The organism is Ruegeria sp. R8_1 (assembly GCF_017743815.1).
Taxonomy (GTDB): domain Bacteria; phylum Pseudomonadota; class Alphaproteobacteria; order Rhodobacterales; family Rhodobacteraceae; genus Ruegeria; species Ruegeria lacuscaerulensis_A.
This window is the reverse complement of the sequence record NZ_JAGHRL010000001.1, coordinates 602,902-617,908: the sequence shown is the minus strand read 5'-3', so window position 1 is coordinate 617,908 and position 15,007 is coordinate 602,902. Positions and strand designations below refer to the sequence as shown.

17 protein-coding genes are annotated in these 15,007 nt (G+C 58.2%); 6 read left to right on the top strand and 11 right to left on the bottom strand.

The window, feature by feature from the left end; translation table 11 throughout:
* Window positions 1-34 precede the first annotated feature (34 nt).
* The 3 genes from speB (J7380_RS03120) to J7380_RS03110 all read right to left on the bottom strand — a co-directional run bounded on the left by speB (J7380_RS03120) (window position 35) and on the right by J7380_RS03110 (window position 3,182).
* Complete coding sequence (gene speB, locus J7380_RS03120) at window positions 35-976, bottom strand: agmatinase (RefSeq protein WP_209194432.1); 942 nt, start codon at window positions 974-976, stop codon at window positions 35-37.
* A gap of 63 nt (window positions 977-1,039) precedes the next feature.
* Window positions 1,040-2,005: an agmatinase gene (gene speB, locus J7380_RS03115; protein WP_209194431.1), complete on the bottom strand. Its 966-nt coding sequence runs from the start codon at window positions 2,003-2,005 to the stop codon at window positions 1,040-1,042.
* 13 nt (window positions 2,006-2,018) lie between these two features.
* Entirely contained in the window at window positions 2,019-3,182 is a 1,164-nt protein-coding gene (locus J7380_RS03110) for a M20 aminoacylase family protein (RefSeq protein WP_209194430.1), read from the bottom strand.
* A gap of 66 nt (window positions 3,183-3,248) precedes the next feature.
* Here J7380_RS03110 and mazG point away from each other — a divergent pair, with 66 nt between their 5' ends.
* From mazG to J7380_RS03095, 3 genes are all read left to right on the top strand, one after another.
* Window positions 3,249-4,106, top strand: a complete 858-nt coding sequence (gene mazG / locus J7380_RS03105; RefSeq protein ID WP_209194429.1) for a nucleoside triphosphate pyrophosphohydrolase — start codon at window positions 3,249-3,251, stop codon at window positions 4,104-4,106.
* Between the two features lie 63 nt (window positions 4,107-4,169).
* Window positions 4,170-5,108, top strand: coding sequence for a nucleoside hydrolase (locus J7380_RS03100; protein ID WP_209194428.1), 939 nt, complete (start codon window positions 4,170-4,172; stop codon window positions 5,106-5,108).
* Entirely contained in the window at window positions 5,105-5,554 is a 450-nt protein-coding gene (locus J7380_RS03095) for a GNAT family N-acetyltransferase (RefSeq protein ID WP_209194427.1), read from the top strand. Before J7380_RS03100 ends, J7380_RS03095 begins: the two co-directional genes overlap by 4 nt.
* A 36-nt stretch (window positions 5,555-5,590) precedes the next feature.
* Here the strand turns inward: J7380_RS03095 and J7380_RS03090 are convergent, their stop codons facing one another.
* From J7380_RS03090 to J7380_RS03070, 5 genes are all read right to left on the bottom strand, one after another.
* On the bottom strand, window positions 5,591-5,758 hold the full coding sequence (locus tag J7380_RS03090; RefSeq protein WP_170354408.1) for a hypothetical protein: 168 nt from the start codon (window positions 5,756-5,758) through the stop codon (window positions 5,591-5,593).
* Between the two features lie 326 nt (window positions 5,759-6,084).
* Window positions 6,085-7,362: a phosphopyruvate hydratase gene (gene eno / locus J7380_RS03085; RefSeq protein WP_209194426.1), complete on the bottom strand. Its 1,278-nt coding sequence runs from the start codon at window positions 7,360-7,362 to the stop codon at window positions 6,085-6,087.
* 124 nt (window positions 7,363-7,486) lie between these two features.
* Window positions 7,487-8,368, bottom strand: a complete 882-nt coding sequence (locus tag J7380_RS03080; protein ID WP_209194425.1) for a DMT family transporter — start codon at window positions 8,366-8,368, stop codon at window positions 7,487-7,489.
* A gap of 126 nt (window positions 8,369-8,494) precedes the next feature.
* A complete protein-coding gene (locus J7380_RS03075; protein ID WP_170752731.1) occupies window positions 8,495-8,908 on the bottom strand; it encodes a Fur family transcriptional regulator in 414 nt (137 codons plus the stop codon).
* A gap of 75 nt (window positions 8,909-8,983) precedes the next feature.
* Complete coding sequence (locus J7380_RS03070) at window positions 8,984-9,688, bottom strand: endonuclease/exonuclease/phosphatase family protein (RefSeq protein WP_209194424.1); 705 nt, start codon at window positions 9,686-9,688, stop codon at window positions 8,984-8,986.
* Window positions 9,689-9,881: 193 nt separating this feature from the next.
* Here J7380_RS03070 and J7380_RS03065 point away from each other — a divergent pair, with 193 nt between their 5' ends.
* A complete protein-coding gene (locus J7380_RS03065) occupies window positions 9,882-10,793 on the top strand; it encodes an adenylate/guanylate cyclase domain-containing protein (RefSeq protein ID WP_209194423.1) in 912 nt (303 codons plus the stop codon).
* On the opposite strand, the gene J7380_RS03060 is transcribed toward J7380_RS03065, so the two are convergent.
* Window positions 10,769-12,187: a protein adenylyltransferase SelO gene (locus tag J7380_RS03060; RefSeq protein ID WP_209194422.1), complete on the bottom strand. Its 1,419-nt coding sequence runs from the start codon at window positions 12,185-12,187 to the stop codon at window positions 10,769-10,771. The two genes, J7380_RS03065 and J7380_RS03060, sit on opposite strands and share 25 nt — an antisense overlap.
* 86 nt (window positions 12,188-12,273) lie before the next feature.
* Here J7380_RS03060 and J7380_RS03055 point away from each other — a divergent pair, with 86 nt between their 5' ends.
* Together J7380_RS03055 and J7380_RS03050 are read left to right on the top strand one after the other, a co-directional pair.
* Complete coding sequence (locus J7380_RS03055; protein WP_209194421.1) at window positions 12,274-12,693, top strand: cupin domain-containing protein; 420 nt, start codon at window positions 12,274-12,276, stop codon at window positions 12,691-12,693.
* A gap of 3 nt (window positions 12,694-12,696) precedes the next feature.
* On the top strand, window positions 12,697-13,587 hold the full coding sequence (locus J7380_RS03050; protein WP_209194420.1) for a fatty acid desaturase: 891 nt from the start codon (window positions 12,697-12,699) through the stop codon (window positions 13,585-13,587).
* 6 nt (window positions 13,588-13,593) lie between these two features.
* On the opposite strand, the gene J7380_RS03045 is transcribed toward J7380_RS03050, so the two are convergent.
* Together J7380_RS03045 and J7380_RS03040 are read right to left on the bottom strand one after the other, a co-directional pair.
* The gene (locus J7380_RS03045; protein WP_209194419.1) at window positions 13,594-14,229 is read right to left on the bottom strand and encodes a hypothetical protein; all 636 of its coding nucleotides are present in this window, start codon (window positions 14,227-14,229) and stop codon (window positions 13,594-13,596) included.
* A complete protein-coding gene (locus tag J7380_RS03040; RefSeq protein WP_209194418.1) occupies window positions 14,222-14,986 on the bottom strand; it encodes a hypothetical protein in 765 nt (254 codons plus the stop codon). Before J7380_RS03040 ends, J7380_RS03045 begins: the two co-directional genes overlap by 8 nt.
* Between the last annotated feature and the right edge of the window lie 21 nt (window positions 14,987-15,007).

Here is a 15,007-nt window from a genome sequence, read left to right as displayed (position 1 = left end):
GTGCCCCCTCTGCAAGGTTTGACACCCCGTACCGTCACGTCACTCCGGATAAAATGCACAACATTTCAAACAGCAGGTTGGCAGCGGTCAGCGCCGTGTTCCCCGTTGGGTCATAGGGCGGAGACACCTCGACCAGATCGCACCCCGCCACATTCATCCCTCGCAAAGCCTGAATCAGCTGCAACGCTTGTGGGGTGGTCAGACCGGCAATCTCGGGTGTGCCGGTGCCGGGGGCAAAGGATGGGTCGAGACTGTCGATATCGAAGGAAACGTAAACCGGATGCTCTCCTATTTCCTTTCGGATTTGTGCGCCTGTCACGGTTAGATTCTGTTGCCACAATTCCCACGCAGGGAACTGCTTGAATCCCCAGCCCTTGGCTTCGGTGAAGTCCGACGCGGAATAGCCCGAGCCTCGGATACCGACCTGAAAGGTTTTGTCAGGGACGATCAGCCCTTCTTCATAGGCGCGGCGGAAGACGGTACCGTGAGTTTCCTTTTCACCAAACATCTCATCATTCACGTCAGCATGGGCATCCACATGGACCAGCGCGACCGGCCCATGTTTGGCCGCAATCGCCCGCAAAATCGGCAAGGTGATCGAGTGATCGCCCCCCATCGCAACCGGTGTCACGTTTTGCGCCAGAATCGCGTCATAGCTTTCGCGTATTATTTTCAAACTGTCGGACAACGAAAACGTGTTGATTGCCAGATCGCCGATATCCGCAATCTGGAGGCTGTCGAAGGGCGCGGCAAAACTGGCCATGTTGTAAGGACGGATCATCGCGCTTTCGGCGCGGATCTGTTTTGGCCCGAACCGCGTACCCGACCGCCACGAGGTGCCGATATCCATCGGGATGCCCAGAACGGCCACATCCAGCCCCGCCAGAGACTCCGCCTGCGGCAGGCGCATGAACGTATTCGGCCCCGAAAACCGCGCCAGATCATTGCCGCTGATGGGTTGGTTGAAGTCTGTCATGCCCGTATCTCTCCCGTCCGACCTTTTGGTTATGGTGATACCGGAAAGATGGCTAACCAATGGTTAAGGCATGAGCTTGTTCCACCCCAAAAGGCAAATAATCTGCGTCGCTACGTGGGCCCCGGCAATCGCCGTCGCGCCCGATGTGTCATAGGGCGGAGAGACCTCGACCACATCGCCGCCCTTGATATTGATCCCGGCAATGTCGCGCAGGATGATCTGGGCTTGAATGGAACTCAGCCCACCCCAGACGGGAGTCCCGGTGCCAGGCGCGAACGCCGGGTCCAAGCCGTCGATGTCAAAACTCAGGTAAACGGGGCTGTCGCCCAGAATGGATTTGATCTTTTGCGCAACAGCGGCAGGGCCGGATTCGTAAACCTCTCGCGCGTCGATGATGTTGACGCCCAGAGTATCCTCGTTCGTGGTGCGGATACCTACCTGCACCGACCGCTTCGGGTCCACGATCCCAGATTTTACGGCCTTGTAGAACATTGTCCCGTGGTCGACCCGCGACATATCATCGTCGGCCCATGTGTCCGTATGCGCATCGAATTGCAGCAGCGACATAGGCCCGTATTTCTCGGCATAAGCCTTCAGGATCGGGAAGCTGATATAGTGATCACCACCCAACGCGACCGAGGCCACATCGGCATTCAGGATGGTTCGGATATGATCTGTGAGCGTATCGGGAAAGGCCGGAATATTGGCATAGTCGTAGGCCATATCTCCATAATCCACGATGGCCAGCTCGCTGAGCGCATCAAAGGGCCAACCATAAGGCGCATCCGGCGACTGCAGCGCGCTCGCCTCACGCATGGCGCGCGGACCCAGCCTTGTGCCGGGGCGGTTCGTTACCGCCTGATCGAACGGCACGCCCGTCACGGCGATATCCACGCCCTTCAGATCCTTTGTGTAAAGCCGCCGCAGGAACGACGTCGCCCCACCAAATGTATTCTCGAACGACAGCCCCTTGAGGTCGGGGTTGGTGAATGCCTCATCCACCTGAGTTTTTGCGTCTTCCAGTGCCATGCCTTTTCCCTGTTCAGCCCAGCGGCTGTGCCTTTTCGACGATCCGCGCAAAGAACGAAGCCCCCACGGGAGCGATTTCGTCGTTGAAGTTGTATTTCGGATGGTGCAGCCCGGCACCCTCGCCCTGCCCCAGATTCAGATAGGCCCCCGGTCGCGCGTTCAGCATGTACGAGAAATCCTCGGCCCCCATGTTGCGGGTCATGTTCTCGATCACCAGCCCCTCGCCCGAGATTTCGCGGGCCACCTCAGCGGCAAATCCGGCCTTGCCGGCATCATTGATGGTGGCGGGATAGTTGACCTCGTAATCCAGCTCGGCCTCAACCCCGTATGAGGCCGCCTGCCCGGCAACGATCTGCGCCATGCGTTCCATCACCATCTTCTGCACCTCCGGGTCAAAGGTGCGCACGGTGCCGTTAATATAGGCCGTGTCGGGAATGACGTTGTTAACCGTGCCGGTATGAATTTGGGTGACCGAAACCACCAGATCGTCCAGCGCGTGATGATTGCGGCTGACGATGGTCTGCAGCGCCTGCGCAATGCCACAGGCGGCCATCACCGGATCGCGGGTTTCGTGGGGCATGGCGCCATGACCGCCCACGCCCTGAATGTGAACGTGAAACGTATCAACCGCGGCCATGATCGGCCCAGGCGTGGTGTAAAAAGCGCCTTCGGGCAGGTTTGGAGCATTGTGCAGCGCATAGACCTGCGCGATGTCGAACCGGTCCATGATACCTTCCTGAACCATAATGTCCGCGCCGCCGCCCTCTTCCTCGGCAGGTTGAAAGATCAACGCCACGCGGCCCGCGAAGTTTCGCGTCTCGGCCAGATAACGGGCTGCACCCAGCAGCATCGTGGTATGCCCGTCATGACCGCAGGCATGCATCTTACCGGGATGTTTCGAGGCATAGTCCACGCCCGTTTCTTCCGGGATCGGCAGCGCATCCATGTCGGCGCGCAATCCGATCGTCGCCCCCTCGGCCTGCCCATTGATGATTGCGACGATACCGGTTGTAGCGATGCCCTCATGTATTTCATCTACACCAAACTCGCGCAGCCGGTCGGCGACAAAAGCTGCTGTCTGGTGGCACTGAAACTCCAATTCGGGGATCGAATGCAGGTGCTGCCGCCACGCGGTCATATCGGCGGCAAAATCGGCAATTCGGTTGACGACGGGCATCTGGGGTGGACTCCTGTAGCGGTCTGCGGAATGGATGCATCTGACACCGGAACGAAAGGGTTCGCAATGGCCGAAAATCCTCTGATCCACGATAGCGACGCCGGGATTGAGCGTTTGCTGGAAATCATGCGCCGCCTGCGTGACCCGCAAACCGGCTGCCCGTGGGATATCGAACAGGATTTTGCGACCATCGCCCCCTATACGATCGAAGAGGCTTATGAGGTCGCCGATGCCATCGAGCGCGAGGCTTATGACGAACTGAAGGGAGAGTTGGGCGACCTGCTGTTCCAATCGGTCTTTCACGCACAAATGGCCGAAGAGGCCGGGCATTTCACCTTTCAGGACGTGGTCCGCACCATGTCGGACAAGATGGTCGCGCGTCACCCGCACGTATTCGGTGACGAATCCCGGGACAAGTCGGCCGAACAGCAGACACTGGATTGGGAGACGATCAAAGCCGCTGAACGTGCGGGAAAAGAGCAGAAAGGCGCGCTGGACGGCGTTGCGGCCAACCTGCCTGCCCTTTTGCGCGCCCATAAGCTGCAAAAGCGCGCGGCCCGCGTGGGGTTCGACTGGCCCGATGCCAGCCATGTATTGGCCAAGATCACCGAAGAAGCCGCCGAGCTGGAAGAGGCCCGCGACAGCATGGATGCCGACGCGCTCGAAGATGAATTCGGCGATCTGCTGTTCGTGATCGTCAATCTGGGCCGTCATCTGGGGATCGAGCCTGAGGCCGCCCTGCGCCGCACCAACGCCAAGTTCACCCGTCGTTTCGAACAGGTCGAGGCGCGTCTGGCCGCACGTGGCAAAACGCCCGGCCAAAGCGATCTGGCTGAGATGGACGCGCTGTGGGACGAGGTGAAAACCGAGGAGCATCGCGCCAATGGCAAACTCCCGCCGGTGGATGTGCCCAGCGGGGCCTGAAACCGCTGGACAAGTGCTGTGACACTTGCGAGTGTCCGCGCTTCTAGCCCCTCGGAGACCCCCATGCCGCGCAAAATCATTATCGACACCGACCCCGGTCAGGACGACGCCGTCGCCATCCTGTTGGCGCTGGCCAGCCCGGATGAGATCGACGTGCTGGGCATCACCGCTGTCGCCGGAAACGTACCGCTGGAGCTGACCGCCAAGAACGCGCGCATCGTCTGCGAACTGGCCGGCCACACGGACGTGCCGGTTTATGCAGGTTGTGATCGGCCACTGAACCGCCCCTTGGTTACGGCAGAACATGTGCACGGCAAAACCGGCCTGGACGGTCCCGTTCTGCCCGATCCGCAAATGCCGCTGGCCCAAGGGCACGCGGTCGATTTCATCATCGACACCCTGCGCGTGCAGGAACCGGGCACGGTGACACTGTGCCCGCTGGGCCCCCTCACCAATATCGCGACGGCCTTCACCAAGGCCCCAGATATCGTCGACCGCATACAGGAAATCGTCCTGATGGGTGGGGCGTATTTTGAGGTCGGCAACATCACTCCGGCGGCGGAATTCAATATCTATGTCGACCCAGAAGCCGCTGATATCGTGTTCAAATCCGGCGCGTCCATCGTCGTTATGCCACTGGACGTGACCCATGACGCGCTGGTCACGCCACATCGCAACGACGCCTTCCGCGCGCTCGACAGCAAGGTCGGACACGCAGTGGCCGAGATGACTGATTTCTTCGAACGGTTCGACAAGGAAAAATACGGATCGGAGGGTGCACCCCTGCATGATCCCTGCGTCACCGCCTATCTGATCCGCCCCGAGCTGTTCTCGGGCCGTCACATCAATGTCGAGATCGAAACCCAATCAGAGCTGACACTGGGGATGACCGTAGCCGATTGGTGGCGCGTCACAGATCGCCCTGCGAACGCCATGTTCATGGGTGACGTTGACGCGCAGGGGTTCTTTGACCTGCTCACCGAACGGTTGGCACGACTATGAGCGCTGCACTGAAGCTCGCCCGGCCCGAGGATCTGGACCGTCTCATGGGCCTCGTGGCCGCCTTTCACGCCGAGGCTGGCATCGAACAGGATAGCGATCACCGACGCAGCGCACTGGCACCGTTGCTAGAGGGCATTCCCCATGGTTGCGTCTACCTGATCGGCCCCGCGCGCGCACCGCTGGGATACGCCATTCTGACCTTTGGCTGGTCCGTCGAGTTTGGCGGCATGGATGCTTTCATCGACGAGATTTACATCCGCCCCGCAGTGCGCGGGCGCGGCATCGCCACAGAAGTCCTGTTAGATTTGCCGAAAGCCCTGGCCGGAGCCGGGCTAACCGCTTTGCATCTTGAGGTCGACCGCACCAATGAAACCGCGCAGAGATTATATCTGCGCACCGGCTTCAAACCGCGCGATCGGTATGTTTTGATGAGCAAAAAGCTCTGATAGCAATTGTTTGTTCAGCCCCCCGGAGAACGCGCCTTAGCGCATTTCACCGCTGTACATATAGGTGGGGGAATCCATGTTCTTCACGGGGTCGGAAGTCGAGACCGACTGACCTGAAATTGGGTACACTCCGGGCGCCGAACAGGCCGCCATGAAAACAGTACCGATCAACGAAACCGCGAGAAGGAATTTCGAACCTGACATGGTATTCTCCTTTTCTGTAGTTCCTCCAAGATACTTGGCGGCAGGGTCTCGCTAATAGGTAAAAGTTCACACATAATTGGGGTTATGGCCTCAATCTTCTGCCAAGGGATTAGAATCGAAGCACAATTTTTCTAGAAATAATTGAAGAATCTTTACCTAGCGTCACCTGACTGCAATTTTGAGGCGAACAAGAACGGCCCGGCAGCGTACTTCGGGGGTGCGACTAAAGGCACACAGCTCTCTAGTTGCCACAGGATTCGGGTTTCAAAACGAAAAACCCGGCCCTCCCTTGAAAGACCGGGTCAGATTTATCTGTTTTACGCTGATCAGCGCTTCAGGATCGACGCCCCGGCGTATTCGGCCACTTCACCCAGTGACTCTTCGATGCGGATCAGCTGGTTATACTTGGCCAACCGGTCCGAGCGCGCGAGGCTGCCGGTTTTGATCTGACCACAGTTCGTCGCCACGGCCAGATCGGCAATGGTGGCGTCCTCGGTTTCGCCCGAGCGGTGGGACATCACGTTGGTGTAGCGCGCACGGTGCGCCATATCGACGGCGCGCAGCGTTTCGGTCAGCGAGCCGATCTGGTTCACCTTAACCAGCATCGAGTTGGCGCAGCCGCGATCAATGCCTTCGGCCAGACGTTCGGGGTTGGTCACGAACAGGTCGTCACCCACCAGTTGCACCTCGTTGCCGATGGCGTCGGTCAGAGCTTTCCAACCGTCCCAGTCATCCTCGGACATGCCGTCTTCGATCGAGATGATCGGGTAGTCCTTGACCAGCGCTGCCAAATAGGCCGCATTTTCCTCGGACGTAAGCGTGATCCCCTCGCCCGCGAGCACGTATTTACCGTCTTTGTAGTATTCCGTGGCAGCGCAATCCAACGCCAGATGGATTTCCTCACCCGGCTTGTAGCCCGCCTTTTCGATGGACTTCAGGATGAAATCCAGTGCCTCGCGGGTCGAGGCGATGTTCGGTGCAAAGCCGCCCTCATCACCGACACCGGTGGCCAGACCGGCTGAGGACAGTTCTTTTTTCAGTGTGTGGAACACTTCGGACCCCATGCGCACCGCCTCGCGGATATTGCTGGCCGAGGTCGGCATGATCATGAATTCCTGAATGTCGATCGGGTTATCCGCATGCTCGCCACCATTGATGATGTTCATCATCGGCACCGGCAGAACGCGGGCAGAGGTGCCGCCGACATAGCGGTACAAAGGCTGAGTGGTAAAGTCCGCCGCCGCCTTGGCTGTGGCCAGCGACACGCCCAAAATGGCATTTGCGCCCAGACGGCCCTTATTCTCGGTCCTGTCCAGTTCTATCATCGCCTGGTCGATGGCAACCTGTTCAGTCGCGTCGAAACCCACCAGCTCCTCGGCAATCTCACCGTTCACGGCAGCAACCGCTTCCAGCACGCCCTTACCCATATAGCGCGCCTTGTCACCGTCACGCTTTTCCACCGCCTCATAGGCCCCTGTGGACGCGCCCGAGGGCACAGCCGCCCGACCCATGGTGCCGTCTTCCAGAATCACGTCCACCTCGACCGTCGGGTTGCCCCGGCTGTCCAGAATTTCGCGTGCGTGGATGTCGATAATCGTGCTCATGAGGCCCGTCCCTGTGGCTGCAATAAGTTGCACGCCTCATAGCATCACGAGGTAAAAAGTAAACCACGCATGTTATCGCTAACATGATTCACGGCAGGTGTTTGCGCAAACCTGCGACGATCCGTCAGGCCACAGCGGCCATATCCCGCGCCAAACGACGTTCCCGCAGGAAAGTGTAAAGGCCCGAGCCAAGGATGAGCGAGGCTCCTGCAATCGTCATCAGGTCCGGCCGCTCTCCAAACATGATCATGCCGGCGGCAATCGAAAAAACCAATCGCGTGTAGCGGAACGGAGTCAGCGCCGACGCATCGCCCACTCGCATAGCGGTGACGATGCCATAGTAGCCGATGACACTGAAGATGACGGCCCCGATCAGCGGCGCCATCTGCGCAGAACCAAGTGGGACAAGCGGTTGCGTCTGAACTACCATAAGCACCAGCCCACCCAAAATCGCCGCGATGTAAGCCTGCAGAGCCACAACCGACGACGCAATGTCGGCATCCAATCGACGCGTGATCAGATCCCTCGCGGCAATGCAAACAACGCTGATAACGACTAACAGGGTCTCGGGCTGAAACCCTTCAAGCCCCGGTCGGATGATCATCAAAACGCCAAGAAACCCGACGCCTACCGCGCTCCACCTGCGCCAGCCGACCTGTTCCCCCAAAAACAGCGCCGCCCCGACAGTGACGGCCAGCGGCATGGCCTGAAATACCGCAGCCACCGTGGACAAATCGACCAGAGCCAGCGCGGTCACGAAAGCAATCGCACCGACCCCTTCGCTGCCTGCACGGATAAGTGGCAAGGGTCGCCACGCAGCCCGATCAAAGATCCGTTTGCGTGTACCGACTGCCATAATGGCAAAGACCAATCCACAGACCGCGCCCAAAAGAATCATGATCTGACCGGTCGGAACTGATACCGAAAGGTGCTTGATGAACATATCCTCAAGCGCAAAGGCCGCCATTGCGCCGACGACCAATAAAATGCCGTTTACGTTATTCATGATCCGTTCCGTCAGAAAAGCGCTGTCCGCCCCTTCACAGAAATCGAAAGCCCATCACTCAGGCAAGAGATATCCACACGAGAAACATGAATTCGCGTGCGAACACCGTTCGGGATTCGTGATGAATCAGTCTTGTTCCAGCGGAACGCCGTACAGCTCCAGTCGGTGACCTTTCAGCTTATAGCCCAGCTTGGCGGCAATCTTTTCCTGCAGCGCTTCGATCTCGGGGTCTACGAATTCAATGACCTGACCCGTTTGCATGTCGATCAGGTGGTCATGGTGATCCCGTTCAGCATCCTCATACCGCGCGCGACCGTCGCCGAATTCCAGGCGCTCCAGAATCCCTGCCTCTTCGAACAGTTTTACAGTGCGATAGACCGTGGCGATGGAAATCCCCGCATCGACCTTTGAGGCGCGGGCATATAGTTCTTCGACATCCGGATGATCTTCGCTTTGTTGCAGCACCTGCGCAATTGTACGACGCTGACCTGTCATGCGCAGGCCCTTGGCTTCGCAACGGGCGATGATCGTATCGGACATGAGTGACCCTCGGGGATATATTCGGTTCTCTGTCTTAATACGTCTGCGCACTCTGCGCCACAGGGGAATTGTATCTTAGGCCACGCGCCGCAGATCAGCCCAGATGGGCAAGTGATCCGATGCAATATGCGCAGGCCGCGCATCGTGGACACCATGCACCACCGCCTCAAGCCCTGCGCCCAGCGCGATGCGATCCAACGCGCCCAAAGGCTGTGCGGCGGGAAAGCTGGGAACCGGAGGCAGGAACCGCATATCCGGCGCCAGATGGTCCAGTACTGGCTGGCGCGACCATTCATTGAAATCACCAGCCCAAACCGTGGGCATATCGTGCAGGTCTTCGTCACAACGGCGGATATGAGTAATTTGCTGTCGGCGCGATGCCGGCAATAGACCCAGATGCATCCCCATGACCCGCAAAGGGCCGATGGGGGTATCAAATTCGACTCTGACCGCACCTCGCGGTTCCAGCCCCGGCAGATCGTGATGGCCTGTCTGACGCACCTCAATCGCACCGCCTTTCCAGATCACGGCGTTGCCATGCCAGCCCAGACTACCCGCCCCTCCAAGATCGACAATCTCCCAACCGGCCTCGTCCAACATGAAGTGCGGCAGGGCTGCCGGGCGCGGCGGCAGGCGTTTGTCGGCCTCTTGCAGAACAACGATATCCGCCTTCATGCTATCAATGACCTGCATGATACGCTGTGGCTGTCGGCGGAAATCCAAACCGACACATTTCTGAATGTTGTAGCTGGCAATGCGCAATGTGGGCAGAGAGGTCATAGCGTTCGGGGCTGATTATCAGCCCCAACAGTGCCACGCCCTGCGCCCAGCGCAACATGAAATTTCCAAGAGTTAGACACAGAACAACTTTCAAAGGAGAATTTCGCCACAAACTGCGTTAAACAAGTGCAAATCGTGTGTGCAAACTGTACTGCGCAGCTAGAGTGCCGCAAACCGAACCCAAGGATTTCACGTGGAAACCACCTTCGCCACTCTGGTAATTGCCGACATCTCGGGAAGCACGCCGCTCTACAAGGCTGTCGGGGACACAGAAGCCCAAAGGTTGATCCAACTCGAACTGGATCGGTTGAGACATGTGTTGCGCCAACATGGCGGCACGCAGGTTGGGCAGAAGGGGGACGATGTCCTTAGCTACTTTCTGGATGCCAATGCCGCAATAAACGCAGTGCTGGAGCTGATCGAGGGATCGCCTGAAACCTCTCTGTCCGTTCATGTGGGCGTCCACTCCGGACAGATCGTTTTGGCCGAAAAAGGGGTGTATGGCGAGGCCGTAAATATCACCGCCCGCCTTGCAACGGCGGCAAATCCCGGTGAGGCATGCGTCAGTGAAGATGCCGCCAGATTGTTGCCGGATTCCCTGCGCCGCATGCTCAAACCACTGGGTCGGTTAAACCTCAAGGGTCTGACCGAGCTATTCGCCGCGCATTCTCTGATCAGCCCGACCATGAGCACTTTCACCCAGACGCGGTTGCCCTTGTCTTATGGTCGAACCGAGGCGCATTTCAACGCACCCGAGGGGCTGACGCTTGTTGTGTCCCACGAGGACCGCTCATGGCGGTGTCAGGACAATGGCGAGTTAAAGATAGGCCGTTCACCGGATTGCGACGTGGTACTGAGCCAACCATGGGTGTCCCGCCTGCACATGGTTTTGACCATGAAGGATGGCAAGCTGATCCTGTCGGATCGCAGCACATCGGGCACCTATGTGAAGTCGGAATCCGGACGTGAAATCCAGCTCAAACGCGAATCCGTCATGCTGGCGGATAGTGGGCTGATATCACCGACCTTGCCCATCGACGTGTCAGAGGCTTGTCTGCAATTCCAGATTCTGGGCCGCCCTCAGGTGCCGCAGAACGTGGCGTGAACGACCTCAGCCTCTGACGGCGGGTGTGTCAGGTCAACTGCCTCGGGCTGGTCTTCATAGGGGCGTGAAAGAACGTCATTCAACCGCTGGAACAGCGCATAGTCACCCTGCACCGCCGCTTGTATCATCTGTTCTATCCGGTGATTGCGGGGAATAAAGGCCGGGTTCGCAGCGGACATGGTTGCCTTTGGGTCGTCCTCGCGTTCCAAGCGAGAGTGCCACCCCTCAGACCATGCATCGAATGCCTGAGGATCTGCGAATTGATCCCGCGCCGCGTCACTACCCAGCGCGCGGAACGTATTGGTGAAATCCGCCTGCCCCTGCGCCATCCGTGCCAACAGGTCCGAGATCAATTCCTGATCGCCATCCTCTTCGTTCGCAAGGCCGATCTTGGACCGGAAACGCACTAACCAGTTCTGCTGCAACAGGTCGGGCATAGCGTGAATAATCTCGGTCGCTTCCTCAACCGCCGCGTCCTTGTCCTCCATCTGCTGGATCAAGGCGGTGGCCAGTTGAGCCAGATTCCAGACAGCGATGTCGGGCTGGTTCGAATAGGCATAGCGCCCCATCCGGTCGATCGAGCTGTAGACCGTATTGGGGTGATAGCTGTCCATGAACGCGCAAGGGCCGTAGTCGATGGTCTCTCCGGCGATCGAGCAATTGTCGGTGTTCATCACCCCATGGATGAAACCAACACTCATCCATGCGGCAATCAACTCGGACTGCACCTGTACGACGGCGCGCAACAGGCCCATCGGTCCATCGGCTTGTGGGTAGTGACGTTCAATCGCGTATTCGGTCAGGCGGCGCAGGCTGTCCAACTGTCCCCGCGCAGCAAAAACCTGAAACGTCCCCACACGCAAATGACTGCGCGCAACACGGGTGAGGACAGCGCCGGGCATTGGGCCCTCGCGCAGCACGATCTCTCCGGTCTCGACAGCCGCCAGAGCTCGTGTGGTGGGAATGCCCAGCGCGTGCATCGCCTCGGATACCACGTATTCACGCAGCACAGGCCCCAGCCATGCGCGCCCGTCCCCTTGACGGCTGAAAGGCGTGGGGCCCGACCCCTTCAGCTGAATATCACGGCGCACGCCGTCTGTTCCGACAGTCTCGCCCAAAAGCACCGCGCGGCCGTCTCCCAGCTGGGGATTGTAGTTGCCGAACTGATGCCCCGAATAAAGCTGTGCGATTGGCTCTGCCCCCTCGGGTAGCGTATTCCCGGCAAAGGCTTCGGCCATATCCTGAACCTCACCAGGGCTCACACGAAGGATCGCCGCAAGATCGCTGTTAAAGGCGATCAGTTGCGGCGCTCTCACTGGCACCGGGGCCTGCCGAGCGTAAAAGCTGTTGGGAAGGCGGGCGTAGCTGTTGTCAAACGGGATCGTCAGGGTCATGCGGCAAACATATTCCTCCTCTGCGCGAATACCATAGCGGATCGCGCGATCCCGTGCATAATCGCCCCAAACACCCCGAGGGCCCCATGACCGCACAAGAGATTATCGACCACCTGAACCTGCAACAGCACCCCGAAGGCGGCTGGTTCCGCGAGACATGGCGCGCCGACAATGCGGGTCGCGCCACCGGTACCTGTATCTACTTCCTTCTGGCCGAGGGTGAGCGCAGCCACTGGCACCGCGTCGACGCGACCGAGATCTGGCTGTATCACGCCGGTGATCCGCTGATCCTGTCGCTCAGCGCCTCGGATGACGGCCCGGCGACCGAACACTTCCTGTCCCCCGACCTGACCCAAGGCGCGCCGCAACTGATCGTTCCCAAAAACCACTGGCAGGCCGCGCGCAGCACCGGTGCCTATACTCTGGTCAGTTGCACGGTTTCTCCGGGGTTCGAGTTCGACGGCTTCGAGCTGGCCGCGCCCGGTTTCGATATCCCCAAGGGCTAAGCCATGGACCACCGCGCTCTCATCGCGTCCATTCCAGCCGAGGCGAAAGACAAACTGCAAGAGCGGTCCAACTCGGCCGGGCTGCGGCATCTGGCGCTGTATGTGCTGGCCTTGTCTGCCACCAGTATCGGCATCATCGCGCGGGTGCCTTTATGGCCTTTGCTGATCCTGCCTCAGGGTATCCTGCTGGTGTTCCTGTTCACCCTCAGCCATGAATGCACGCACAAGACGCCGTTCAAATCCCCTTGGATGAATGAGGTCGTGGGCCATCTGGTGGCGGTCCCGATTGCCCTGCCCTTTGTCTGGTTCCGTTATTTTCATCTGGCCCATCACAAATGGACCAACCACCCCGAGAATGATCCCGAACTGGGCGGCAAACCCAAGCCCGACAACTGGCCCAGCCTGCTGATTTACCTCAGCGGCTGGCCCTATTGGCGCGGCATGGCGCAGGTTCTGGTGCAAAATGCCCGTGGCCAGATCAACGCGCCCTATCTGCCGACACGCCAACACAAAGCCATGCGGCTGGAGGCGCGGCTGCTGCTGGGCCTCTACGCCCTAGCGCTTGTCAGCCTGTTTGTATCACCCCTGCTGTGGTGGCTTTGGCTGCTGCCTGTTCTGGTCGGCCAGCCCTTTCTGAGGCTGTACCTTCTGGCCGAGCACGGGCTCTGTCCGCCGGTTGCGAATATGCTCGAGAACTCCCGCACCACTTTCACCAACCGCCTGATCCGCTTTCTGGCATGGAACATGCCCTACCACGCCGAGCACCACGCCTTTCCGAATGTCCCCTTCCACCAGCTTCCCGCGTTGCACAGGTGGACCCGAGCGCATTTGAAATCGACGTCAGACGGGTATCGCGCGTTTTCGGTGGAGTATGGGCGGTCGATTGGGCGGTAGTGCAGATTAATCTGTGAAAATCGGAACAAAAAAGCTGAAATTTGCGGATTTCAGATGAACCAAATCGCCATCGTGATTTTCCCCAGTCAAGCGCACAGGATCATACCCGAAGCGAAAGACCAGAAATCCAGCCACATTGGCCTCAATCGCTTCTTTATCGACATCCCTCAGACCATCCAAAGCACGGCTCCCGCTCAACAAGTAAGTGTTGTATTCCAGCCGAAGGCCATCTTCTTGACTCTCAGCGCTCAGTTGGATTTCAAGCGCTTCTTTCCGTTCCTCGCCCCAATCGCCAAGAAACGTCACGCTTGCTTGGATTGGAAGAAAATATGACCGATACAAACACGCCGTCACCGCGACATGCGTATCGAGATCTGGTGCGCCTTCTGGCCTCACCCGACTGGACCCTGCGGGGACAAAATTGCCCGGTCTTTTGTCTTCAATTGGATTTTTTTGAAAACCCCTCAGTTCCGCAGACAATGAAACCGGGTCGAAATGTTCTGGGCAAGCATGCCCCGCCACCTGCATGGAAACGTTGGAGTCGGGTGTTTCTGGTGGGACGACCTTCCATTCGCGCGCGTGAACAATTTGGCCTAGCGCGATGAACAATACGCCACACAAGAGAAATGCTCGGCTATTCATCTATGTTGCTCGCCAGCACGATATCAAAATCCACAAATGCCCGAACATCCACTGGCATCGCGTCCCCGCCATTCTTTCGGTCGAAGGGAACATCCGCTGAAAAAAACTCGATGTAAAAACGTCCAGGACTGTTACCGTCGTAAAAATCGAATGGAAATATGCCCGTGGATTCTATTTCACCTTCTTCGGAAAGCAGATTGGTACTTCCATACCCTATCCGCAGTTGATCAGTGGATGGCTCCAACACCCAATCTGATCGGGCGGTGAAATCTCCAAGGTCTCCCGTCAACTCAATTGTTGCGCGCACAAAAGCAAGAAATCCGCTATATTCGCAAAAAAAGAGCTTACCACTCAAGTTAAGGGTGCTGGCCTTCCGAAACTCCTCCCTAGCTGTATCCGTGTTCGAAAACCGCGCACTCGAAACAGTTATTGCGCTTCGTGTAACAGTTTTGTCGTCTTCAATTTTGCCCGACCGTCTTACAGTGACCGGTTTACGGCGCGACTCTGGTGGTAAAAACGGATCGTAGTTAGTGCCAAGGGCTTCATATTCCTTTAGAAACGTTATCGAAACAAGCCTTTTGGGCGCTTCGCACCCGGACTCGTTTTCATACAACAACGGTGTAGCTTCGACTCCACCGATATACTGACGAAAAGAAATTTTTTGGTCCGCGCCCTTGGTTATTCCCACGCTCGCCAAAACAAACAAACACGCCGATGCAGGCACATACACAAAACGAAAACTCAAAACCGAAAACATGCCAACTAACTTATAGGTTGT